Here is an 18,265-nt window from a genome sequence, read left to right on the forward strand (position 1 = left end):
TCAAAATGCAGCACTTGTTGCGTTGCATTAATTTCGAATGTAGCGCGCCGGCGGTCATGGTGGAAAAAATAACTTTCCAAGCCAAACAATCGTCGCTAGAATGGACTTATTGCGTTGCATCATAATTTCAGGAGAAACCATGTCTTCGATCACCGAACAGTTTTCCGCAGCCACGAAATCGCAACTTGAAGCGCAGTTCCAGCTATTCAGCACCCTGGCCAGCACGGCCGTCGGCAGCGCCGAGAAAGTCATCGCGCTCAACCTCAGCACCACCAAGGCCACGGTGGAAAAATCCTCGGCCGCCGCCAAGAAGCTGCTGACCGTCACCGACCCGAAGGAACTGTTCACCCTCAACGCGGTGCAGCCGTCCGGCATCGAAGGCCTGCTGGCCTACAGCCGCGAGCTGTACAGCATCGCCTCGGCCGCCCAGGGCGTGTTGCTGCAGAGCGCACAGAGCACGCTCAAGCAAGTGACCGAACTGGCCGCCACCAAGCCGACGATTCCAACCGCGCCGATGCCGGTCCAAGCGACGCCACCGGTCCTGGCCGCCGCCGTCAGCGCGGCAGTAGCTGCCAACGAACCGCTGGCGGTGGAAGCCGCGCCAAAAATCCCGAAAGCCAAGCCGGTCGCCGCGCCGATCGCCGAAGAAGACAGCTTCATCGAAGTCAAGGCAGACGTAAAACCGACCAGCTTCCCAACGCCGCCACCGAAACCGATCGCCCTGGCGCCGGAAAGCAAGCCCGCCAAGCCAAGCGCCAAAGCCAAGCCAGCCCAGCCAAAGAAATAAACAGGGTCAGCATTCGGGGTCAGTTCCGACATTCGGACACGAACCCAGCCCTAGCAGTCGCTAGGGCTGGGTTCGTGTCCGAATGTCGGAACTGACCCCGAATTGGGTGCATGTTATCCTAGCGGGCTACACGCTTTTCTGAGGCAACATGTCCAAGCTCTCTCGGCTGATCGGCGGCTTTGTCCGCCAGCACAGCCGCGCCTATATCCTGTCCGGCGCCATGCTCGCCGGCGTGGCCGTGCTGACCATCTGGGTGCCGCGCAAGGTCGGCGCCATGATCGACGGCCTGGCCAACCATACCCTGGCCGGCAACGCGCTGCTGATGCAAATCGGTTCGCTGCTACTGATCGGTATCGGCATCTATTTCCTGCGCGTCGCCTGGCGCCAGATCCTGTACGGCGCCGCTTATAAGCTCGGCGTCTCCCTGCGCACCCGTTTGTACGAGCGCCTGACGCTGCAAGGCCCGGCCTTCTACCAGCGCCAGCGCACCGGCGACCTGATGGCGCTGGCCACCAACGATATCGACGCCATCGAGATGGCCGCCGGCGAAGCCATGCTGGCCGGCTTCGACGGCGCCCTGACCCTGGTGATGGTGCTCGGCGTGATGCTGCTCGGCGTCGACTGGCGCCTGGCCTGCATCGCGCTGCTGCCCTTCCCGTTGATGGCGTGGGCGTTCTGGTATATCTCCGGCCATATCCACACCGCCTCCACCGATTCGCTCAAGCGCTTCAGCGCCCTCAATGATCATGTGCAGGAGACCTTGTCCGGCGTGCGCACCCTGCGTGCGCTCGGCCTCGAACAGCGCAGCGCCAAGCAGTTTTCCGAGCTGGCCGCCAAAGCCTCCGATGCCAGCCTGCGCGCGCAGGTCTGGGAGGCCGCCTATGAACCGGCGGTCGGCCTGACACTGACCGCCGCCAGCGGCCTGACGCTCGGCCTGGGCGGCTATCTGGTCTGGCACGATCAGCTGACCATCGGTTCGCTGACCGCCTTCACCATGTACCTGGGCCAGTTGATCTGGCCGATGTTCGCCGCCGGTTGGGTGCTGTCGCTGATCGAACGCGGACGCGCCGCCTGGCAGCGCCTGCAGCCCATGCTCGATGCGCCGCTGGCGGTCGACGATTACGGCACGCTGAACACCGTCCCCGCCGGCCCGCTGTCCCTGCGCGGCGTCAGCTACGCCCACGCCGCGCAAAGCACGCCGGCCGTCAGCGATATCACGCTGGAGCTGAAGCCCGGCCAGACCCTGGGCCTGGTCGGCCCCACCGGCAGCGGCAAGTCCACCCTGCTGCGCGTGCTGCTGCGCCAACTGACGCCGCAACACGGCAGCGTGCAGTGGAGCGGCCACGCGCTCGATCAATACAAGCTGCACGCCCTGCGCGCCGCCATCAGCTGGGTGCCGCAGGAGTCCTTCCTGTTCTCCGCCTCGATCGCCGACAATATCGCCCTGGCCCGCCCGGACGCCACCCGCGCGCAAGTGGAGCATGCGGCCAACCTGGCCGCCATCCACGACGACATCCTGCTGTTCCCGAAGGGCTACGACACCGAGGTCGGCGAAAAAGGCATCACGCTCTCCGGCGGCCAGCGCCAGCGCGTCGCCATCGCCCGCGCGCTGTTGGCCGACAACGACCTGCTGCTGCTCGACGATGCCCTGTCGGCCGTCGACACCGGCACCGAAACGCGCATCCTGCAGCACCTCGAAGAACTGCGCCAGGCGCGCAAGGGCCGCAGCGCCGTCATCGCCAGTCACCGCCTCAGCTCCGTGGTCAGCGCCGATGTGATCATCGTGCTGCGCGAGGGCCGCATCACCGAAACCGGCAGCCACGAACAACTGCTTGCGCTGGACGGCTGGTACGCCAGCCAGTGGCGCTATCAACAATTGGAAGCCAGTCTCGATGAAGCTTGAACACACCTCCACCGCCGGCCAGATGCGGCAGGCTTTCGCGCTGCTGCGCCGCGCCGCCCTGCCCGACCAGCATCACCTGTTGTGGGCCGTGCTGTGGCTGATGGCGGCCGCGCTGCTTGAGGTGCTCGGCCCCATCATGGGCAAAGCCCTGATCGACGAGCATCTGCTGCCGCACCACCTCGATTGGCCGCGCATGGCGGGCCTGCTGGCCGGCCTGGTGCTGACAGGATGGATCGCCAGCGGTCTGCGCTACCTGCAGCTGGTGCGCCTGTCCGGCCTGGCCATGCGCTCGGTGATGCGCCTGCGCGAGATGGTCTACACCCACGTGCTGCTGCTGCCGATGTCCTTCTTCGACCGCGCCATCACCGGCCAGCTGGTCTCGCGCGTGACCAACGACACCGAGGCGGTCAAGAGCCTGTACATCCAGGTACTGTTCGTGATGCTCGATTCAACCATCGTCCTGGTGGGCACCATGTGCGCCATGGCCTGGCTGGACTGGCGCCTGATGCTGATCGTGCTGGCCCTGCTGCCGGCGGTGCTGCTGATCGTCTGGCTGTACCAGCGCTGGAGCGCGCCGGCCGTGACCCGCGCCCGCGCGCTGCGCAGCGAGATCAACGGCCAGGTGGCCGAATCGATCGGCGGCATGAGCGTGCTCCAGGCCAGCAACGCCGAGACGCGTTTCGGCCGCCGCTTCGCCGCCACCAACCAGGACCACTACACGGCACGCCTGGCCGAGCTGCGCGCCAATGCCTGGCTGCTGCGCCCCGCGCTCGACCTGTTCAACATCATCCTGCTGGCCGCCGTGATCTACATGTTCGGCCAGCGCGAGATGACGGCCACCGAAGTCGGCGTGCTGTACGCCTTCATCAGCTACCTGGCGCGCGTGATCGAACCGCTGATCCAGATCACCATGCAGTTCAGCCAGTTGCAGCAGTCGGTGGTGGCCACCGCCCGCGTGGCCGCGCTGCTCGACGAAGGCGCGGCCAAGGAACACGCGCAGCTGGCCGGACGCGACGCCGCCGCCGATCCGCAGGCGCCGGCCGTCTCCATCCGCCACCTCAGCTTCGCCTACAACGCAGGGCAGCCGGTGCTGCACGACCTCTCGCTCGACATCGCGCCGGGCGACTTCGTCGGCATCGTCGGCCACACCGGCAGCGGCAAGTCCACCCTGCTGTCGCTGCTGCTGCGCTTTTATCCAGCGCCGCACGGCAGCATCACGGTGCACGGCATGGCGCTGGACGCCATCGACAACGAGCGCTTCCGCGCCGAAGTCGGCCTGGTGCCGCAAGACCCCTTCCTGCTGGCCGCCTCGGCGCGCGAGAACATCGACATGGGCCGCGGCCTGACGCAGCAGCAGATCGAAACGGCCGCCCGCGCCGCCCACGCCCACGATTTCATCACCGCGCTGGAACAGGGCTACGACACGCCGCTGGGCGAAGGCGGCTCGCGCCTGTCGGTGGGCCAGAAGCAGCTGATCGCCATCGCCCGCGCGCTGGCCGGGGCGCCGCGCATCCTGCTGCTGGACGAAGCGACCTCGCACATCGACTCGGCCACCGAGCAGATCGTGCAGGTGGCGATGGATGAATTGCGCGGTAAGGTGACGGTGATCGCCATCGCCCACCGCCTGTCCACCATCCGCGACGCCAACCGCATCATCGTGCTGAATCACGGCCGCATCGCCGAAACCGGTGCGCATGAACAGCTGATGCAGATCGACGGCGGCTTGTACCAACGCCTATATCTTTTGCAACAGTTGGCGGCCTGACGGGCGGCGATGTCTTGAAAAATGTGCGTTTTTGGGCAAAAATTAGCCTGGGTTAAGGCTTTCTCGCCTGCAACAAGCATATAATTGTCTAGACATTGCGGTGCATACGCGGGGGCGTCCAGTTGGCAGGAATCAGAAATGATCGGTGGTGGCAGAGCAGGCGGCGCGCCATGGCTGTAGCTGCCGCGTTGGCACTGCTGCCCGCATGCGCGCTGGCGCAAACCACGCTGGACGAGCGCATCCTCGACATCCGCGAGCAAAGCCGCTTCGTGCCCGACAAGGCACTGGTGGCGCTGCAAAAGCTGCAGCCCGAACTGCACGCCGCGCCCTCCTACACCCGCGCCGAATTCCTCAACCAGATGAGCGCCACGCGCATGCGCCTGGGCCAGAACGACGTCGCCCTGGAGGCGGCCGAACAGGTGATCTCGTTCGGCAAATCGCTGCACGACGACGCCATCATCGCCAAGGGCATGCTGGCCAAGACCTACGTGCTGTTCGCGCAGGCCGAGGTGGAAGCGGCCCACCGCCTGGCGTTCGAGGCCGAAAAGCTGGCCAACACCACCGGCGACACCCAGCTCAAAGTGCAGGCCACCATCACCGCCGGCCAAAGCTACGCCGAACAGGGCAACTTCCCCGCCGCGCTGCTCAAGCTGCAGCACGCGGTGGACATCGCCCGCGAACCGGGCGGCGACGCCCTGAGCCTGGTGGCGGCGCTCAACGCGCTGGCCAAGCTGCATGTGCAGATGAAGGAATTCGAGAACGCCTCGGAAACGCTGGAAGAACTGCTGGCCGAAACGGAAAAACTCAAATCGCCGGGCCGCATGTCCATGGCCAAGAACACCGAATATGCGCTGGCGATCGACTCCGGCCAGCCGCAACGGGCCCTGCGCGCCCTGCTGCAAAGCCTGGACATCGAGCGCAAGCTTGGCGCCGAACGCATGGTCGGCATCACGCTGGTGAACCTGTCGGACAGCTACCTGAAGGCGCACGACTATGCGCGCTCGGCGCAGTACGCCCAGGAGTCGCTGCGCTCGACCCAGCTGACCGGCGACAAATCGGTGGAAGCCACCGGCTACCTGAACCTGGGCCAGGCCTACATCGGCATGGGCCGCCTGGCCGACGGCAAAAAGCAGTACGAGCGCGGCATCAAGCGCTACGAACAGGAGAACAACAAGCCCGACCTGCAGGCCGCCCTGCGCGAATACGGCGAGGCGCTGGAGCGCGCCGGCGACATGGGCGGCGCGGTGTCGGCCTACCACCGCGAGCGCGCCATCTCCGACGAGCTGTTTGAAAAGCGCCGCCAGCAGGCCGTGCTGGAGCTGCAGGAAAAATACGAGACCGAGAAAAAGCAGCGCCAGATCGAACTGCTCAGCCGCGAGAACCAGGTCAAGGGCGCGGAGATCGACAACCGCCGCCTGCAGCAGCGCGTGTGGTGGCTGCTGGCCCTGGTGTTCGCGCTGGCCGCCGCCGTGGTCGGCCTGTTGTACCGCAAGGTGCGGCATGCCAACGCGCAGCTGGAGGTCAAGAACCTGGAGCTGAAGGCGCAGTCCACGCTCGATCCGCTGACGTCGCTGTACAACCGCCGCCACTTCCAGGACTTCATGCGCAGCATGAACACGCTCGACAAGCGTTCCGACGACATCGTCGGCGCGCTATTCCTGCTGGACGTCGACCACTTCAAGCACATCAACGACAACTACGGCCACGCCGCCGGCGACGCCGTGCTGAAGATGATCGCCGAGAACCTGCGCGTGGCGCTGCGCGAAACCGACATGATCGTGCGCTGGGGCGGCGAGGAATTCCTCGCCTTCCTGCCGGCGATCCCGCGCCACGGCGTCGATGAAGTGGCGCGGCGCATCCTGCTGGGCATCTCCTCGCAATCGCTGAAATACCAGGAGCACGAGATTTCAGTGAATGTGTCGGTCGGCTTCTCGCCGTTCCCGCTGGTGCCGGACGGCGTGCCGCTGGCGTGGGAGCGCGCGGTCAACCTGGTCGACATGGCGCTGTACCTGGCCAAGGCGCATGGCCGCAACCGCGCCTACGGCGTGCGCGGCTTCGAGAACTTCCATCTGACCTCGATGGAAGCGATCGAGCAGGATCTGGAACGCGCCTGGCGCGCCGGCTTCGTCGACCTCAGCGTGGTGCTGGGCGGCGATCCGGGCAGCCACCCGACCACGCCGACCGAGCACACCAACGTGGTCTCGATCAAGCAGGCCGGCCAGAAGAACGGCCACTAACCGCTAGTCACAATTCCTTCCCCATCCGGCGGCCGCCGGATTGACGTCCGCACTATCCCCATCGTCATTTATACAAGAGCCTTGTGCTGCAATGCGCAAAAATAATATAAATTTTATATTTTTGTTGCGCGGCTGTCGTGACGAAGCTACATTTGAGACTCAGCGATGAAAACCAACTATTCCTCAACTTTTGTTACAGGAGTTATGTGTATGAAGCTTATTTCCGTCAGATCCACCCTTGCTTCCGCCATCCTGCTGTTTGCCGCTACCACGGCGCAGGCGGAACTCACTGGTTACGCGAGCCAGGCCGCCCACCTTGCGGCCGTGGGCAATACCGGGGTCGATACCTTCGATGATCTCGACTACTGGGACCCGCGTCACGACTCGCCGTTTGCACGCACTGCGGGCGATTATGCTTACAACGTCAGCGCCGGGCCGAAGAACCCGCACATGTACGTCGCGGGCGACAACGACGGCGAGTGGTGGCTAAGCACCAGCCATGACTCCGACGCGCTGATCTTCGATAGCTTCGGCAACAAGGTGGCGGGCGCCGGCGGTTTTTTCTTCACCTCCGACATGGGCGGCTACTCGCAACCGGGCTACTCGGTGCTGGTGACCGGCACCGACAGCACCGGCGCGACCTTGAGTTACGAGATCAGCAATTCGCAGGTCAATTCCTTCTATGGCTTCGTGTCGACGGCGCACATGGTATCGGTGACGGTAAGCTCGATCCACACGGACAGCGAGTATGTGTGGCCGACGGTAAACGACTTCCACCTGTCGGTAGCGGCCGTGCCGGAGCCATCCACCTACGTGATGCTGCTGGGCGGCCTGGGCCTGCTCGGCGCGGCGATGCGTCGCCGTCGTCTCTCGTAAGCTGGTAAACGCAAAAAGCGCCACAGGGCGATATCACCTTGTGGCGCTTTGATGGACACCGCTTACTTCTTCGCTGCCTCGCGCTCCTCGGCGGCGGTCTGCATCTTCTCGCCGGCGCGCTCCAGCTTGCGGCCCGCTTCCTTGGTGGCCTCGTTGAGCTTCTCGCCGGCCTTGTCGCTGGCCTGATCGAGCTTCTGGCTGGTTTCCTTGGCCGCGTCGCTGAGTTGCTGGCTGGCCTGCTGGGTGGCGTTATCGAGCTTCTGTCCGGCCTGTTCGGTGGCCTGGTCTAACTTGCGGCCCGCACGCTCCGCCGGACCGGCTTCGCTGGGGTCACTCTTCTTCTGGCAACCGCCCAGCAAGGCCAGCGCGGTCAAGCCCACTGCCACATAACGGATCATCATGATTAATCTCCTGAAAGAATGAGTTCTTTCCAAGAGCATACAGCGCGCCGCGCTTGCGCAGCGCACGCTATGAAGGCCGTGATTTATTCGGCGACGATCTTCTTGGGCGGCGGCGGTGGCGCGAAGTCGATGGATTCGGAGGCGGGGGCGGTATCGAGGGCGTCGGACTTTTCCAGCCAGGTCATCAGCTTCTCCATGCGGCGGATCAGGATGCCTTTGCTGCTGATGTAGCCGATCTGCTCGAAGTTCTCAGGCTTGCTCACCATCTTGGAGACGGTCGGCAGATTCTCGGCCAGGCGCTCGAAGGCCTTGCGCGCCTTTTGCTCCCACTTCACCAGGGTGACTTCGTTGAAGCGGTTGCTCTCGTAGTAAATGGTCAAGCTGCGGTCATGGTTGCCATAGCCGACGATCGCCGCGCCCATGCGCACGGCCTCCAGCACATCGCCCTTGATCGCCGCCGTCGGCACAAACAACGCTGCGCGCCCGGTCAGATCCGGTCGTTCCAGCGGCAAATCCTGTCCCATCAATACGGTCATCTTGCGTCCTGTTGTTATTGCCTGGAGTTGCTGCGAGGCTATTTTTTAATTCTATATCGCGCTCCCCAGCAATACAAGGAGAATAGGCGTAGGGCGTGGCGTGCCCGGCAACTACCTTATAATGCGGGCTGATCCCGATAACACCCCCGACACCGCCGCACCATGACCTCCTCCCCCTCGCGTTTCGGCGCCATTCCCGAGCACGCGGTCGACACCGCCGAACGCAACCTGCGCGACACGCTGGCCTACGCCATCGAGCACCGCGCCCCGCATGCGGCGCTGATCGTGCACGACGGCCGCAGCGACCTCAATTGCGCGCTGACCGAAGCCTACCGCCGCGCCGTGCCGGACGCCCAGTTCGTCGACTTCGACGACACCACGCCGGACGACATCCTGGCCATCTTCGCGCGCATGAACGCCGGCGACCTGGTGGTGCTGATCCAGTCCACCAGCTTCCGGCTGGAGGCCTACCGCATCCGGATCGAATTGTTCAAGCGCGGGCTGAAGGTGATCGAGCATGTGCACCTGTCGCGCATGCCGGGCGAGCAGGGGCTGCACTACATCGCCTCGCTGGCCTACGACCCGGCCTACTACCGTGGCGTCGGCCACGCGCTGAAAGCGCGCATCGACACTGCGCAAAGCGGCGTGGTCGACAGCGGCAACGGCGAACGGCTGGTATTCGCTTCACCGTTCGAATCGGCCAAGCTCAACATCGGCGACTACAGCGGCATGAACAACATCGGCGGCCAGTTTCCGCTGGGCGAAGTCTTCACCGAAGCGCGCGACCTGGAAGCGGTGAGTGGCCGCGTGCGGGTGTTCGTGTTTGGCGACACAAAATTCCTGGTCAACCGTCCAGAAACGCCGGTCACGCTGATCGTCGAGCAAGGCCGCGTGACGGGCGTGGAAAACAGCACGCCGGAGTTCGACAACATGCTGGCCATCATCCGCGAGCACGAAGGCGAAGTCTGGCTGCGTGAACTCGGCTTCGGCATGAACCGCGCCTTCTCGCGCGACTGCATGGTGAACGACATCGGCACCTACGAGCGCATGTGCGGCATCCACCTCTCGCTGGGCGCCAAGCACGGCGTCTACGCCAAGCCGCAGTTCAAACGCAAGGACGCCCGCTACCACATCGACGTCTTCGCCGTCACCGAAGGCGTCTACCTCGACGACCAGCGCGTCTACCAAAACGGCGCCTGGCAAATCGCCTGAATCAGGGCGTGGCCTGGTCCCATGGCGGGACCGGTTGGTATTCGTCGACCAGGAAGTCGATCAGGGCGCGCACTTTCGGCGAGGGTTGGCGGCTGGCGGGATAGAGGGCGCTCAGGTGGTTGAGCGGCAGTTCCCAGTCGCTCAGCACCGGCACCAGCGTACCCTCCTTCAGGCTGCGCCACGCCAGGAAGGTGGTGTTGTAGACGATGCCGAGGCCTTGCTGCGCCGCCTGCTGCAACACCAGGCCGTTGTTGGCGGTGAAGGCCGCCGGCACTCGCACCGTTTGCTGCTCGTCGCCGCGCGTGAAGCGCCATTGCGTGCCGTCGGTCAGGTGGCTGAAATGCAGGCAGCGGTGCTGCAGCAGGTCCTGCGGCGTGGCCGGCATGCCGTGCCGCGCAATGTAGTCCGGCGAGGCGCACAACACGCCACGGCATGGCGCCAGCGGGCGCATCGCCAGCGCGTGCACGTCCGGTATGCCGCCCACCCGTATCGTCAGGTCGAAACCATGCTCGATCGGATCGAGCAGCGCATCGTCCACAAACAGCATCGGCTCCAGCAACGGATGCCGCAGCGCGAAGCGCGCCAGGGAGCCGGCCAGCCACTCGCTGCCGAAACTCGACGGTGCCTGTATCCTCAGCGGCCCCGCCAGCTCGTGGCCGCTCTGCGCCACCACCCGCGCCGCTTCCTGTGCCTGCGCCACCGTCGCCGTGCAGGGCGCAAGGTAGGCCTGGCCCACGTCCGTCAGACTCACCTCGCGCGTGGAGCGGTGCAGCAGGCGCGCGCCGAGCTTTTCCTCCAGTTGCAGGATGTGCTTGCTGACCATGGCGCGCGTCAGGCCCAGCCGGCGGCCGGCCTCGCTGAAGCTGCGCAGCCTTGCCACTTCGACGAAGATTTCCATTGCCCGTAATTGGTCCATGGCCTGATTGTCTCCAATTTGGCGACAATGTGTCAACCTTTTGCCGATTGTGGCGCCTGGCATGCCTCCGTAGAATGGCATCCATCGAATATCCACTAATGGAGCTGGAAATGCTGACGGAAGCACAAAAACAACAATATCAACGCGATGGCTTTATCGTCATCCCCGGTTTCAAGACCGCCGAAGAGATCGCCGCCCTGCGTGCCCGCGCCGCGCAGATTGTCAACGATTTCGATCCAGCCGACCAATCCGGCATCTTCAGCACCATCGAGCAGGAAAAAACCACCGACGATTATTTCCTCCGCTCCGACAACACCGTGCGCTGCTTCTTCGAAGAGGAAGCATTCGGCCCGGACGGCCGGCTGAAACAAGCCAAGTCGCTGTCGATCAACAAGATCGGCCACGCCATGCATGACCTCGACCCGGCCTTCCGCGCCTTCACCGCCGACGCCCGCCTGGAAGAACTGGCGCGCGAAATCGGCCTGTCCGATCCGCGCGTGTGGCAGTCGATGTACATCTTCAAGCAGCCCGGCATCGGCGGCGAGGTGCGCTGGCACCAGGACGCCACCTATTTCGACACCGATCCGGTCAGCGTCACCACCTTCTGGTTCGCGCTGGAAGACGCCACCCTGGACAACGGCTGCATGTGGGCCGAGCCGGGCGGCCATCGCGGCCCGATGCGCGAGCGCTTCCTGCGCAACGGCGACGACGTGCGCATGGAAAAACTCAGCGACCTGCCCTGGCCCGACAACAGCACCGCCGTGCCGCTCGAATGCAAGGCCGGCAGCCTGGTGTGCTTCCACGGCCTGCTGCCGCACTACAGCGCGCCGAACCGCTCGGCCGTGTCGCGCCACGCCTACACCCTGCACGTGACCGACGGCGCCACCACGTATTCGCCGCAGAACTGGATCCAGCGCGACGACAAACTGCCGGCGCGAGGTTTCCTGTAATGCGCATCCAGATCTTCGCCGCCCAGTGGGGCAACAACGAGCTGCCGGCGCCGGTGTTCATCGAACGCGTGAAAGCCGCCGGTTTCGACGGCATCGAAATGTCGCTGCCGCTCGACGCCAAAGAGCGCGACGACTGGACCCGCCAGATCGCCGACGCCGGCCTGGGCCTGATCGTGGGGCAGTGGGAAACGGTATTCCACCCGACCTTCGCGCCGCACAAGGCCGCGCTGGCCGAGCTGCTGCACAACGCCTGCGCCGCCAGGCCGTTGCACGTCAATTCGCAAACCGGCAAGGACTACTTCACGTCGGAACAAAACCGCGAACTGCTGGAACTGGCCGACGACATCGCGCGCCAGCACGGCGTGCCGATCTATCATGAGATCCACCGCAGCCGCTTCAGCGGCCACCCGATGCTGTTGCTGCCCTATTTGCAGCAGATGCCGTCGCTGCAGCTGACGGCCGACCTGTCGCACTGGTGCTGCGTCTGCGAATCGCTGCTGGAAGACCAGCCCGAAACGCTGGCCCTCACCCTGCCGCGCGTGCGCCACATCCACGCCCGCGTCGGTCACACGCAAGGCCCGCAGGTGGGCGACTTCCGCGCGCCGGAATCGCAGGCGGCGCTGGAAGCGCATCTGTCGTGGTGGGATGAAGTGATCCGCCTGCGCCGCGCCGAAGGCGCAAGCCACATGACGCTGACGCCGGAATTCGGTCCCGCGCCCTACACGCAAACGCTGCCCTATACGCAAAAAGAAGTGTCGAACGCATGGGAGCTGAACGTCGCCATGCTGGCCCTGCTGCGCCAGCGCTACGCCTGAAACACCGGGCTTCGGACGTTCGGGGCTTCCTGCTCCAGCCGCAGCGGCAGCACCAGCGTCACGCAAGTGCCTTGCGCCGGCACCGACTCCACCCGGATATTCCCTTTCAGGACACCGGTGACGATGTTGTAGACGATGTTCATCCCCAAGCCTGAGCCGCCCTGCCCCATCTTGGTGGTGAAGAAGGGATCGAAGATCTTGTGCAGCACCACTTCGGTCATGCCGACGCCGTTGTCCTTCATTTGCACCACCACCAGGTCCGGCCCTTCGCGCCGCGCGCTGATGTCCAGCGTGCCGCTTTCACGGCCGTCGAAGCCGTGCAGCAGCGCGTTGCCGATCAAGTTGCTGAGCACCTGGCTCACGCTGCCCGGATAGGAATCGCACACCAGGTCGGCCGGCACGTCCACCGTGACCGTGCAAGCCGCGCGCCGCAGCTGCGACGCGTAGGTCGCCAGCGTATCGTGCAACACTTCGTCCAGGCGGAAGCGGCGCCGCTGGCCGCTGGCCTGGTCCACCGCCACCTGCTTGAAGGAGGTGATCAGGTCCGCCGCCCGCACCAATGAGCTGTTCATGATGTCGCACGCCTTGCGCGCGTCGTTCAGGTGCGCTTCCAGCGCCGAGCGTTTCAGGCCGCCGTCCTGCTTCAGGCGCTGCTCGAAGTCGCGCACCATGTCGCCCAGCGCGCTGGCCGTCAGCAGGCTGTTGCCGATCGGGGTATTCAGTTCGTGCGCCACGCCGGCCACCAAGGCCCCCAGCGACGCCATTTTCTCCGAGGTTTGCAGATTGGTCTGCGCCTGCTTCAGTGTCGCCACCACGCGCGACAGGTCGTTGCGCGCTTCTTCGACCTTGTTCTTATGCAGCTCCAGCTCCTTCAGGCTGAACTCCAGTCCATGGCGCGCATCCGACTCGCGCCGGTTCGCCACCAGCAGCAGCGCGATCAGGCCACTGATGATGAAGCCACCCACCGCGATGAGCACCACCGGCAGTTGCGAGCGCCCGTAGCGAGCGCCGGAGCGTCCCTCGAACTTGATGACCCAGTTGCGCTGGCCGACCGGCAACACGGTGCTGGTGCTCAGCCCCGATATGGGCTCAAGACGCGTCTGATGCGACTGCACCTTGCCGTCGCTGTCATACAGCAGGGTGTTGGCGTCGGGCGCAGGCGCTTTGCCGTTCTGGAAGCCGCCGTCCTCGATGCGCACGTGCAGATGTTCCAGCAGCGCGCCGTCGATCACCTCGCGCATCAAGGTATTCATGCGGAACACCACCGCCACGAAGCCCACCAGCGCCTCGCGCCGCTGCGCCGTGGTCTCCAGCGGCATGTTGTTACGGTACACCGGCGCGCGCGCCACGAAACCCGGCTCGCCGCTCTTGTCCTGCACCAGCGTAATCGGCTCGGTGGCGACGATCTCGCCGCCGTCGCGTCCCAGTTCCAGCGCTTTCAAATGCGTCGGCAGCGCGCCCAGGTCGAGGCCGAAGGCGTTCTCGTTGCCCTTCAGCGGCTCGGTGTATTCGATGATGTAATGCAGCGGGCGCAGGCTGGCCGGGTGCACGTGGAAGTCCGGGTAGCCGGCCGGCACGACGCTGGTGTCGCGCTGCACGCCGTCGGCAAAGGCGGCTAGTCCGGCGGCCGGCACCACGCGCACGAACTGCAAGGCCTGGAAGCCGGGATAGCGCCGATCGATCCGGAGCTCATTGACAAAGCGGTGGAATTGCAGGCGGTCGATGCGGTCGTTGACGGCATACATGCCCTTCAAGGCATGCAGCGAATCGAAGTAGACCTGCATGCGGGTCTGCGTATCGCGCGCCACCTTTTCGGTGTCGCGCTGGAAGCCGGCGCGCACCTGCAGCTTCTGCTGCTCCTCCATGACGAAATAGCAGGTCCATGCGGTCAAAAAGATCCCGACGAAGAAAGCCAGGTAGCCGCGCCCGCGCATGGTCAGCCGACAGGGTCGGTGTAACGGTTGGCGATGGCCATGAACTCCTCTTCCACCGTCAGCATGGCGTCCACCACATCGGGATCGAAGTGTTCGCCGCTTCCCTGCCGTATCATCTCCATGGCCGTTTCGTGGGTGAACGCAGGCTTGTAGACGCGCTTGGAGATCAAGGCGTCATACACGTCGGCCACCGCCATCAGGCGTGCCGACATCGGAATCGCCTCGCCGGCCAGGCCTTGCGGATAGCCCGAGCCGTCGAATTTTTCCTGGTGCGAGTAGGCGATTTCGCGCGCATAGCGCAGGAAGGTGTTGGTGTAGCCCAGCGCGTGCTCGACGTTGACGATGGCGTCGCGCCCATACACCGTGTGCTTCTTCATGATTTCGAATTCGTCGTCGGTCAGGCGGTCCGGCTTGAGCAGGATGGCGTCCGGGATCGACACCTTGCCGATGTCGTGCAGCGGCGCGGCCTTGAACAGGGCCTTGATGTTGGCGTCGCTCAGCTCTTCCTCGAAGCGCTTGTGCGATTGCAGCTGGCGCCCCAGCGCGGCGATGTAGTGCTGCACGCGGCGCAGGTGGTTGGCGGTTTCGTATTCGCGCGTTTCGGCCAGCGAGGCCATGGCCCAGATCATGGCGTCGAGCATCTGGCTCAATTCCAGCGTGACCTCTTCCACCACGTGTTCGAGCAGGTTGCGCTGCTGCTTGAGCAGCTCGCGCGAGTGGCGCAGTTGCAGATGGGTGTCGACGCGTGCGCGCAACACACTGGCGTTGACCGGCTTGGGCACGACGTCGGCCGCGCACAGGTCGAGCGCGCGCTGCTCGTCCGCCTGCAACAGGATGACGGGGATGTCGGCGGTGTCCGGGCTGGATTTGAGTTGCTGGCACACGCTGTAGCCGTCCACGTCGTTCAGTCCGGCATCCACCACCACCAGATGCGGGCGCGGCACGGTCTGCATGATCTCCAGCGCCGCGCGGCCGCTGTTGGCCAGCCGGACTTCGTACTGATCCTCCAGCATGCCGTTCATCAGGATCAGGTGGTCCGTGGCTGCATCGACAATTAGTACGATGGCCTTTTTGACATTCATCTAGCGCCACTCCCGGTGTGTTCTCACCACCATCATAACCGAGCGGAATTGCTCCCCAAAATTATTTTCTCGGGCCTTGCTTGCAATTATATAGCGCACTATCTATACTGAACACATGGAAACCACGAACAACACTCCCACTGCCGGCGTGCCGCAGCTGGATGCCCAGCTGTGCTTCGCCCTGTACTCGACCTCGCTGGCGATGAACAAGCTGTACCGCAAGCTGCTGCGCGGGCTCGGCCTGACCTACTCCCAATACCTCGTGATGATGGTGTTGTGGGAAAAAAACGAACTGACCGTCTCGGAAGTGGGCGAACGCCTGTTCCTCGATTCGGCCACGCTGACGCCCCTGCTCAAGCGCATGGAAGCGGCCGAACTGCTGACCCGCACCCGCGCCGCCAGCGACGAGCGCCAGGTCATCATCAAGCTGACGCCGCACGGCGACGCCCTGCGCCACGAAGCCGCCAAGCTGCCGCCCTCCATCCTGCAAGCCACCCAGTGCACGCTCGACCAGGTGGTCGGCATGAAGCACCAGCTCGACGAGCTGCGCGCCAGCCTGATGAACGCCGCCGACTAGCTGAATAAACTCTACGCACCATGACCACACCTATCTACACTCCGCTGGCCGATGCGGCCGACGCGCTGCGCCAACACGGCTACGCCCTGCTGCCTCCCGAAGACGTGGCCGCGCTGGCCGGCGTGCCGCTGGCCGCCCTCAACGACCTGGTGCCGAGCTGGAACGCGCTGGAACTCGACAATTACCTCAAGGACGGCGGCCGCTACCGCCGCCGGCGCCACTCCTGCTTCGTGCAGGACGGCCGCCACCTGACCCAGACCGCGCACCGCGCGCACTGGCAGCCGCTCGAATACAACGCCCTGCACGGGGGCATGAACCGCTTGTTTGAACCGGTGCAGCCGGCCACCATCACGCAGCCGGCCTGGCCGGCGCTGATCGCCTCCATCGGCCAGCTGTGCAGCCAGGCGCGCGGCGCCAGCAGCCCGTGGTTCGTTGAAGCGCACCAGTTCCGCATCGACACCGCCGACGGCATCGGCCGCCCCACGCCGGAAGGCGCGCACCGCGACGGCGTCGATTTCGTCGCCGTGCTGCTGATCGCGCGCGAGGGCATCAAGGGCGGCGAAACCCGCGTGTTCGAGGCCGACGGCCCCAACGGCAAGCGCTTCACCATGACCGAACCGTGGACCATGCTGCTGCTCGACGACGCCACCGTCATCCATGAATCGACGCCGATCCAGCCGCTGGCGGCCGACGGCGCGGCGGGCCACCGCGACACGCTGGTGCTGACCTGGCGCGCCGGCGCGTTCCAGGGACAGGAAACTTCCCCTGCGGTGGCGAATCCGATATAGTCTGTACAGCTAACTATGCACCAGGAGGGGGTCTGTGGACACCAGCTACGAATTACAGCCCGATGAAATCGAAATACTGATCGTCGAAGACAGTCCCACCCAGGCCGAACGCCTGCGCCGCCTGATCCAGTCCATGCGCTATGGCGTGCGCGTCGCGCCCAATGGACGCCTGGCGCTGGAAGCGATCCGCGAGCGCAAGCCGCACCTGGTGCTGTCGGACATCGTGATGCCGGAGATGGACGGCTACGAGCTGTGCCGCGCCATCAAGGCCGACGACCAGTTGCGCGACATTCCGGTGATCCTGGTGACGTCGCTGATGGACCCCAAGGACATCATCCGCGGTATCGAATGCGGCGCCGATAACTTCATCCGCAAGCCCTACGCGGAAGACTATCTGCTCAACCGCATCGGCCACATGCTGATGAACCAGAAGCTGCGCAAGAACCAGAACATGGAGATCGGCATCGCCCTCTACCTGGGCGAGCAAAAGCACTTCATCAACGCCGACCGCCAGCAAATCCTGGACCTCTTGATCTCCACCTACGAGCAGGCGGTGCAGGTCAACGCCGAGCTGCAGGCGCGCGAGCGCCAGGTGATCGAACTGAATATGCGCCTGGCCCACCATGCCGGCGAGCTGGAAACCATCAACCGCGAAATCGCGCTGAAGAACTTGGAGCTGGCCGAAGCCAGCCGCATGAAATCGGCCTTCATCGCCAATATGTCGCACGAACTGCGCACGCCGCTCAACGCCATCATCGGCTTCACCGGCGCGCTGCTGATGAAGCTGCCCGGCCCGCTGACGACGGAGCAGGACAAGCAACTCAACACCATCCGCACCAGCGCACGCCACCTGCTCTCGCTGATCAACGACATCCTGGACGTGGCCAAGATCGAAGCGGGCAAGGTGACGCTGGAGCTGGAAACCGTGCAATGCCAGGACCTGGTCAAGGACGTGGTCGACACGCTGCGGCCGCTGGCGGTGCAAAAAAACCTGGCGCTGGAGATCCAGCTGGCCAATCCTTCCATCGTGCTGAAAACCGACCGCCGCGCGCTGACGCAGATCCTGCTCAACCTGGGCAACAACGCCATCAAGTTCACGGAAACCGGCACGGTGCGCGTCACGCTGGCCGAGCGCACCAGCGACAGCGGCAAGAGCGTCATCGAATTTTCGGTGGCCGACAGCGGCGCCGGCATCCGCGAGGAAGACCAGGCCAAGCTGTTCCAGGCCTTCTCGCAGCTGGACTCGACCTCGACCCGGCACGCCGAAGGCGCCGGCCTCGGCCTGTACCTGTGTCAGAACCTGGCCAACCTGATCGGCGGCTCGCTGTTCTTCAAGAGCGATTTCGGCCACGGCAGCACCTTCACCCTGGCGCTGCCGGCGTAACTAGTTTCTTGAAATCATGTGCAACGCAACAAAGGTTGCCTAAAATTCTATCGCCACAGAGGGAGGAAGTAAGTAGTTCTACGGTATTGCGCCGCAACATAA

At 64.5% G+C, this 18,265-nt stretch carries 16 protein-coding genes; 11 read left to right on the plus strand and 5 right to left on the minus strand.

Annotated features, from left to right (window positions below):
* The first annotated feature begins 139 nt into the window (after positions 1-139).
* From ACXZ1M_RS07965 to ACXZ1M_RS07985, 5 genes are all read left to right on the plus strand, one after another.
* A complete protein-coding gene (locus tag ACXZ1M_RS07965) occupies positions 140-787 on the plus strand; it encodes a phasin family protein (RefSeq protein WP_459052635.1) in 648 nt (215 codons plus the stop codon).
* Positions 788-935: 148 nt separating this feature from the next.
* On the plus strand, positions 936-2,690 hold the full coding sequence (locus ACXZ1M_RS07970) for an ABC transporter transmembrane domain-containing protein (RefSeq protein ID WP_459052636.1): 1,755 nt from the start codon (positions 936-938) through the stop codon (positions 2,688-2,690).
* Positions 2,680-4,455: an ABC transporter ATP-binding protein gene (locus ACXZ1M_RS07975; protein ID WP_459052637.1), complete on the plus strand. Its 1,776-nt coding sequence runs from the start codon at positions 2,680-2,682 to the stop codon at positions 4,453-4,455. Before ACXZ1M_RS07970 ends, ACXZ1M_RS07975 begins: the two co-directional genes overlap by 11 nt.
* Positions 4,456-4,625: 170 nt before the next feature.
* A complete protein-coding gene (locus ACXZ1M_RS07980) occupies positions 4,626-6,692 on the plus strand; it encodes a GGDEF domain-containing protein (RefSeq protein ID WP_459052638.1) in 2,067 nt (688 codons plus the stop codon).
* 210 nt (positions 6,693-6,902) lie between these two features.
* Complete coding sequence (locus ACXZ1M_RS07985; protein WP_459052639.1) at positions 6,903-7,568, plus strand: PEP-CTERM sorting domain-containing protein; 666 nt, start codon at positions 6,903-6,905, stop codon at positions 7,566-7,568.
* 62 nt (positions 7,569-7,630) lie between these two features.
* On the opposite strand, the gene ACXZ1M_RS07990 is transcribed toward ACXZ1M_RS07985, so the two are convergent.
* Both ACXZ1M_RS07990 and ACXZ1M_RS07995 read right to left on the minus strand, forming a co-directional pair.
* A complete protein-coding gene (locus ACXZ1M_RS07990; protein ID WP_459052640.1) occupies positions 7,631-7,969 on the minus strand; it encodes an apolipophorin in 339 nt (112 codons plus the stop codon).
* A gap of 83 nt (positions 7,970-8,052) precedes the next feature.
* Complete coding sequence (locus tag ACXZ1M_RS07995) at positions 8,053-8,505, minus strand: hypothetical protein (protein WP_459052641.1); 453 nt, start codon at positions 8,503-8,505, stop codon at positions 8,053-8,055.
* Positions 8,506-8,667: 162 nt separating this feature from the next.
* Between ACXZ1M_RS07995 and ACXZ1M_RS08000 the strand changes: the two genes are divergently transcribed.
* Positions 8,668-9,717, plus strand: coding sequence for a M29 family metallopeptidase (locus tag ACXZ1M_RS08000; RefSeq protein ID WP_459052642.1), 1,050 nt, complete (start codon positions 8,668-8,670; stop codon positions 9,715-9,717).
* A gap of 1 nt (position 9,718) precedes the next feature.
* Here the strand turns inward: ACXZ1M_RS08000 and ACXZ1M_RS08005 are convergent, their stop codons facing one another.
* Entirely contained in the window at positions 9,719-10,633 is a 915-nt protein-coding gene (locus ACXZ1M_RS08005) for a LysR family transcriptional regulator (protein ID WP_459052643.1), read from the minus strand.
* A gap of 110 nt (positions 10,634-10,743) precedes the next feature.
* On the opposite strand from ACXZ1M_RS08005, the gene ACXZ1M_RS08010 reads away from it, so the two are divergent.
* Both ACXZ1M_RS08010 and ACXZ1M_RS08015 read left to right on the plus strand, forming a co-directional pair.
* A complete protein-coding gene (locus ACXZ1M_RS08010) occupies positions 10,744-11,583 on the plus strand; it encodes a phytanoyl-CoA dioxygenase family protein (RefSeq protein ID WP_459052644.1) in 840 nt (279 codons plus the stop codon).
* Positions 11,583-12,398: a sugar phosphate isomerase/epimerase family protein gene (locus ACXZ1M_RS08015; RefSeq protein ID WP_459052645.1), complete on the plus strand. Its 816-nt coding sequence runs from the start codon at positions 11,583-11,585 to the stop codon at positions 12,396-12,398. The genes ACXZ1M_RS08010 and ACXZ1M_RS08015 overlap by 1 nt, the downstream gene beginning before the upstream one ends.
* On the opposite strand, the gene ACXZ1M_RS08020 is transcribed toward ACXZ1M_RS08015, so the two are convergent.
* The gene (locus ACXZ1M_RS08020; RefSeq protein ID WP_459052646.1) at positions 12,389-14,290 is read right to left on the minus strand and encodes a CHASE domain-containing protein; all 1,902 of its coding nucleotides are present in this window, start codon (positions 14,288-14,290) and stop codon (positions 12,389-12,391) included. The two genes, ACXZ1M_RS08015 and ACXZ1M_RS08020, sit on opposite strands and share 10 nt — an antisense overlap.
* A 44-nt stretch (positions 14,291-14,334) precedes the next feature.
* Entirely contained in the window at positions 14,335-15,414 is a 1,080-nt protein-coding gene (locus ACXZ1M_RS08025; protein ID WP_459052647.1) for an HD-GYP domain-containing protein, read from the minus strand.
* Between the two features lie 115 nt (positions 15,415-15,529).
* Here ACXZ1M_RS08025 and ACXZ1M_RS08030 point away from each other — a divergent pair, with 115 nt between their 5' ends.
* From ACXZ1M_RS08030 to ACXZ1M_RS08040, 3 genes are read left to right on the plus strand one after another with little or no spacing between them, the layout of a single operon-like run.
* Positions 15,530-15,991 (plus strand): MarR family winged helix-turn-helix transcriptional regulator, encoded by a 462-nt coding sequence (locus tag ACXZ1M_RS08030; RefSeq protein WP_459052648.1) that lies wholly within the window; start codon positions 15,530-15,532, stop codon positions 15,989-15,991.
* Between the two features lie 20 nt (positions 15,992-16,011).
* Entirely contained in the window at positions 16,012-16,779 is a 768-nt protein-coding gene (locus ACXZ1M_RS08035; RefSeq protein WP_459052649.1) for a 2OG-Fe dioxygenase family protein, read from the plus strand.
* A 34-nt stretch (positions 16,780-16,813) separates the two neighbouring features.
* Positions 16,814-18,163, plus strand: coding sequence for a hybrid sensor histidine kinase/response regulator (locus ACXZ1M_RS08040; RefSeq protein WP_459052650.1), 1,350 nt, complete (start codon positions 16,814-16,816; stop codon positions 18,161-18,163).
* Positions 18,164-18,265: the final 102 nt, after the last annotated feature.

The sequence above is a fragment of the Duganella paludis genome (assembly GCF_054461335.1).

Coding starts and splice junctions, on each gene's coding strand:
- ACXZ1M_RS07965 (WP_459052635.1), top strand. CDS start 140: ATGTCTTCGATCACCGAACAGTTTTCCGCAGCCACGAAATCGCAACTT.
- ACXZ1M_RS08005 (WP_459052643.1), bottom strand. CDS start 10,633: ATGGACCAATTACGGGCAATGGAAATCTTCGTCGAAGTGGCAAGGCTG.
- ACXZ1M_RS07970 (WP_459052636.1), top strand. CDS start 936: ATGTCCAAGCTCTCTCGGCTGATCGGCGGCTTTGTCCGCCAGCACAGC.
- ACXZ1M_RS07995 (WP_459052641.1), bottom strand. CDS start 8,505: ATGACCGTATTGATGGGACAGGATTTGCCGCTGGAACGACCGGATCTG.
- ACXZ1M_RS08015 (WP_459052645.1), top strand. CDS start 11,583: ATGCGCATCCAGATCTTCGCCGCCCAGTGGGGCAACAACGAGCTGCCG.
- ACXZ1M_RS08025 (WP_459052647.1), bottom strand. CDS start 15,414: ATGAATGTCAAAAAGGCCATCGTACTAATTGTCGATGCAGCCACGGAC.
- ACXZ1M_RS07985 (WP_459052639.1), top strand. CDS start 6,903: ATGAAGCTTATTTCCGTCAGATCCACCCTTGCTTCCGCCATCCTGCTG.
- ACXZ1M_RS08010 (WP_459052644.1), top strand. CDS start 10,744: ATGCTGACGGAAGCACAAAAACAACAATATCAACGCGATGGCTTTATC.
- ACXZ1M_RS07975 (WP_459052637.1), top strand. CDS start 2,680: ATGAAGCTTGAACACACCTCCACCGCCGGCCAGATGCGGCAGGCTTTC.
- ACXZ1M_RS07990 (WP_459052640.1), bottom strand. CDS start 7,969: ATGATGATCCGTTATGTGGCAGTGGGCTTGACCGCGCTGGCCTTGCTG.
- ACXZ1M_RS08000 (WP_459052642.1), top strand. CDS start 8,668: ATGACCTCCTCCCCCTCGCGTTTCGGCGCCATTCCCGAGCACGCGGTC.
- ACXZ1M_RS08035 (WP_459052649.1), top strand. CDS start 16,012: ATGACCACACCTATCTACACTCCGCTGGCCGATGCGGCCGACGCGCTG.
- ACXZ1M_RS08030 (WP_459052648.1), top strand. CDS start 15,530: ATGGAAACCACGAACAACACTCCCACTGCCGGCGTGCCGCAGCTGGAT.
- ACXZ1M_RS07980 (WP_459052638.1), top strand. CDS start 4,626: ATGGCTGTAGCTGCCGCGTTGGCACTGCTGCCCGCATGCGCGCTGGCG.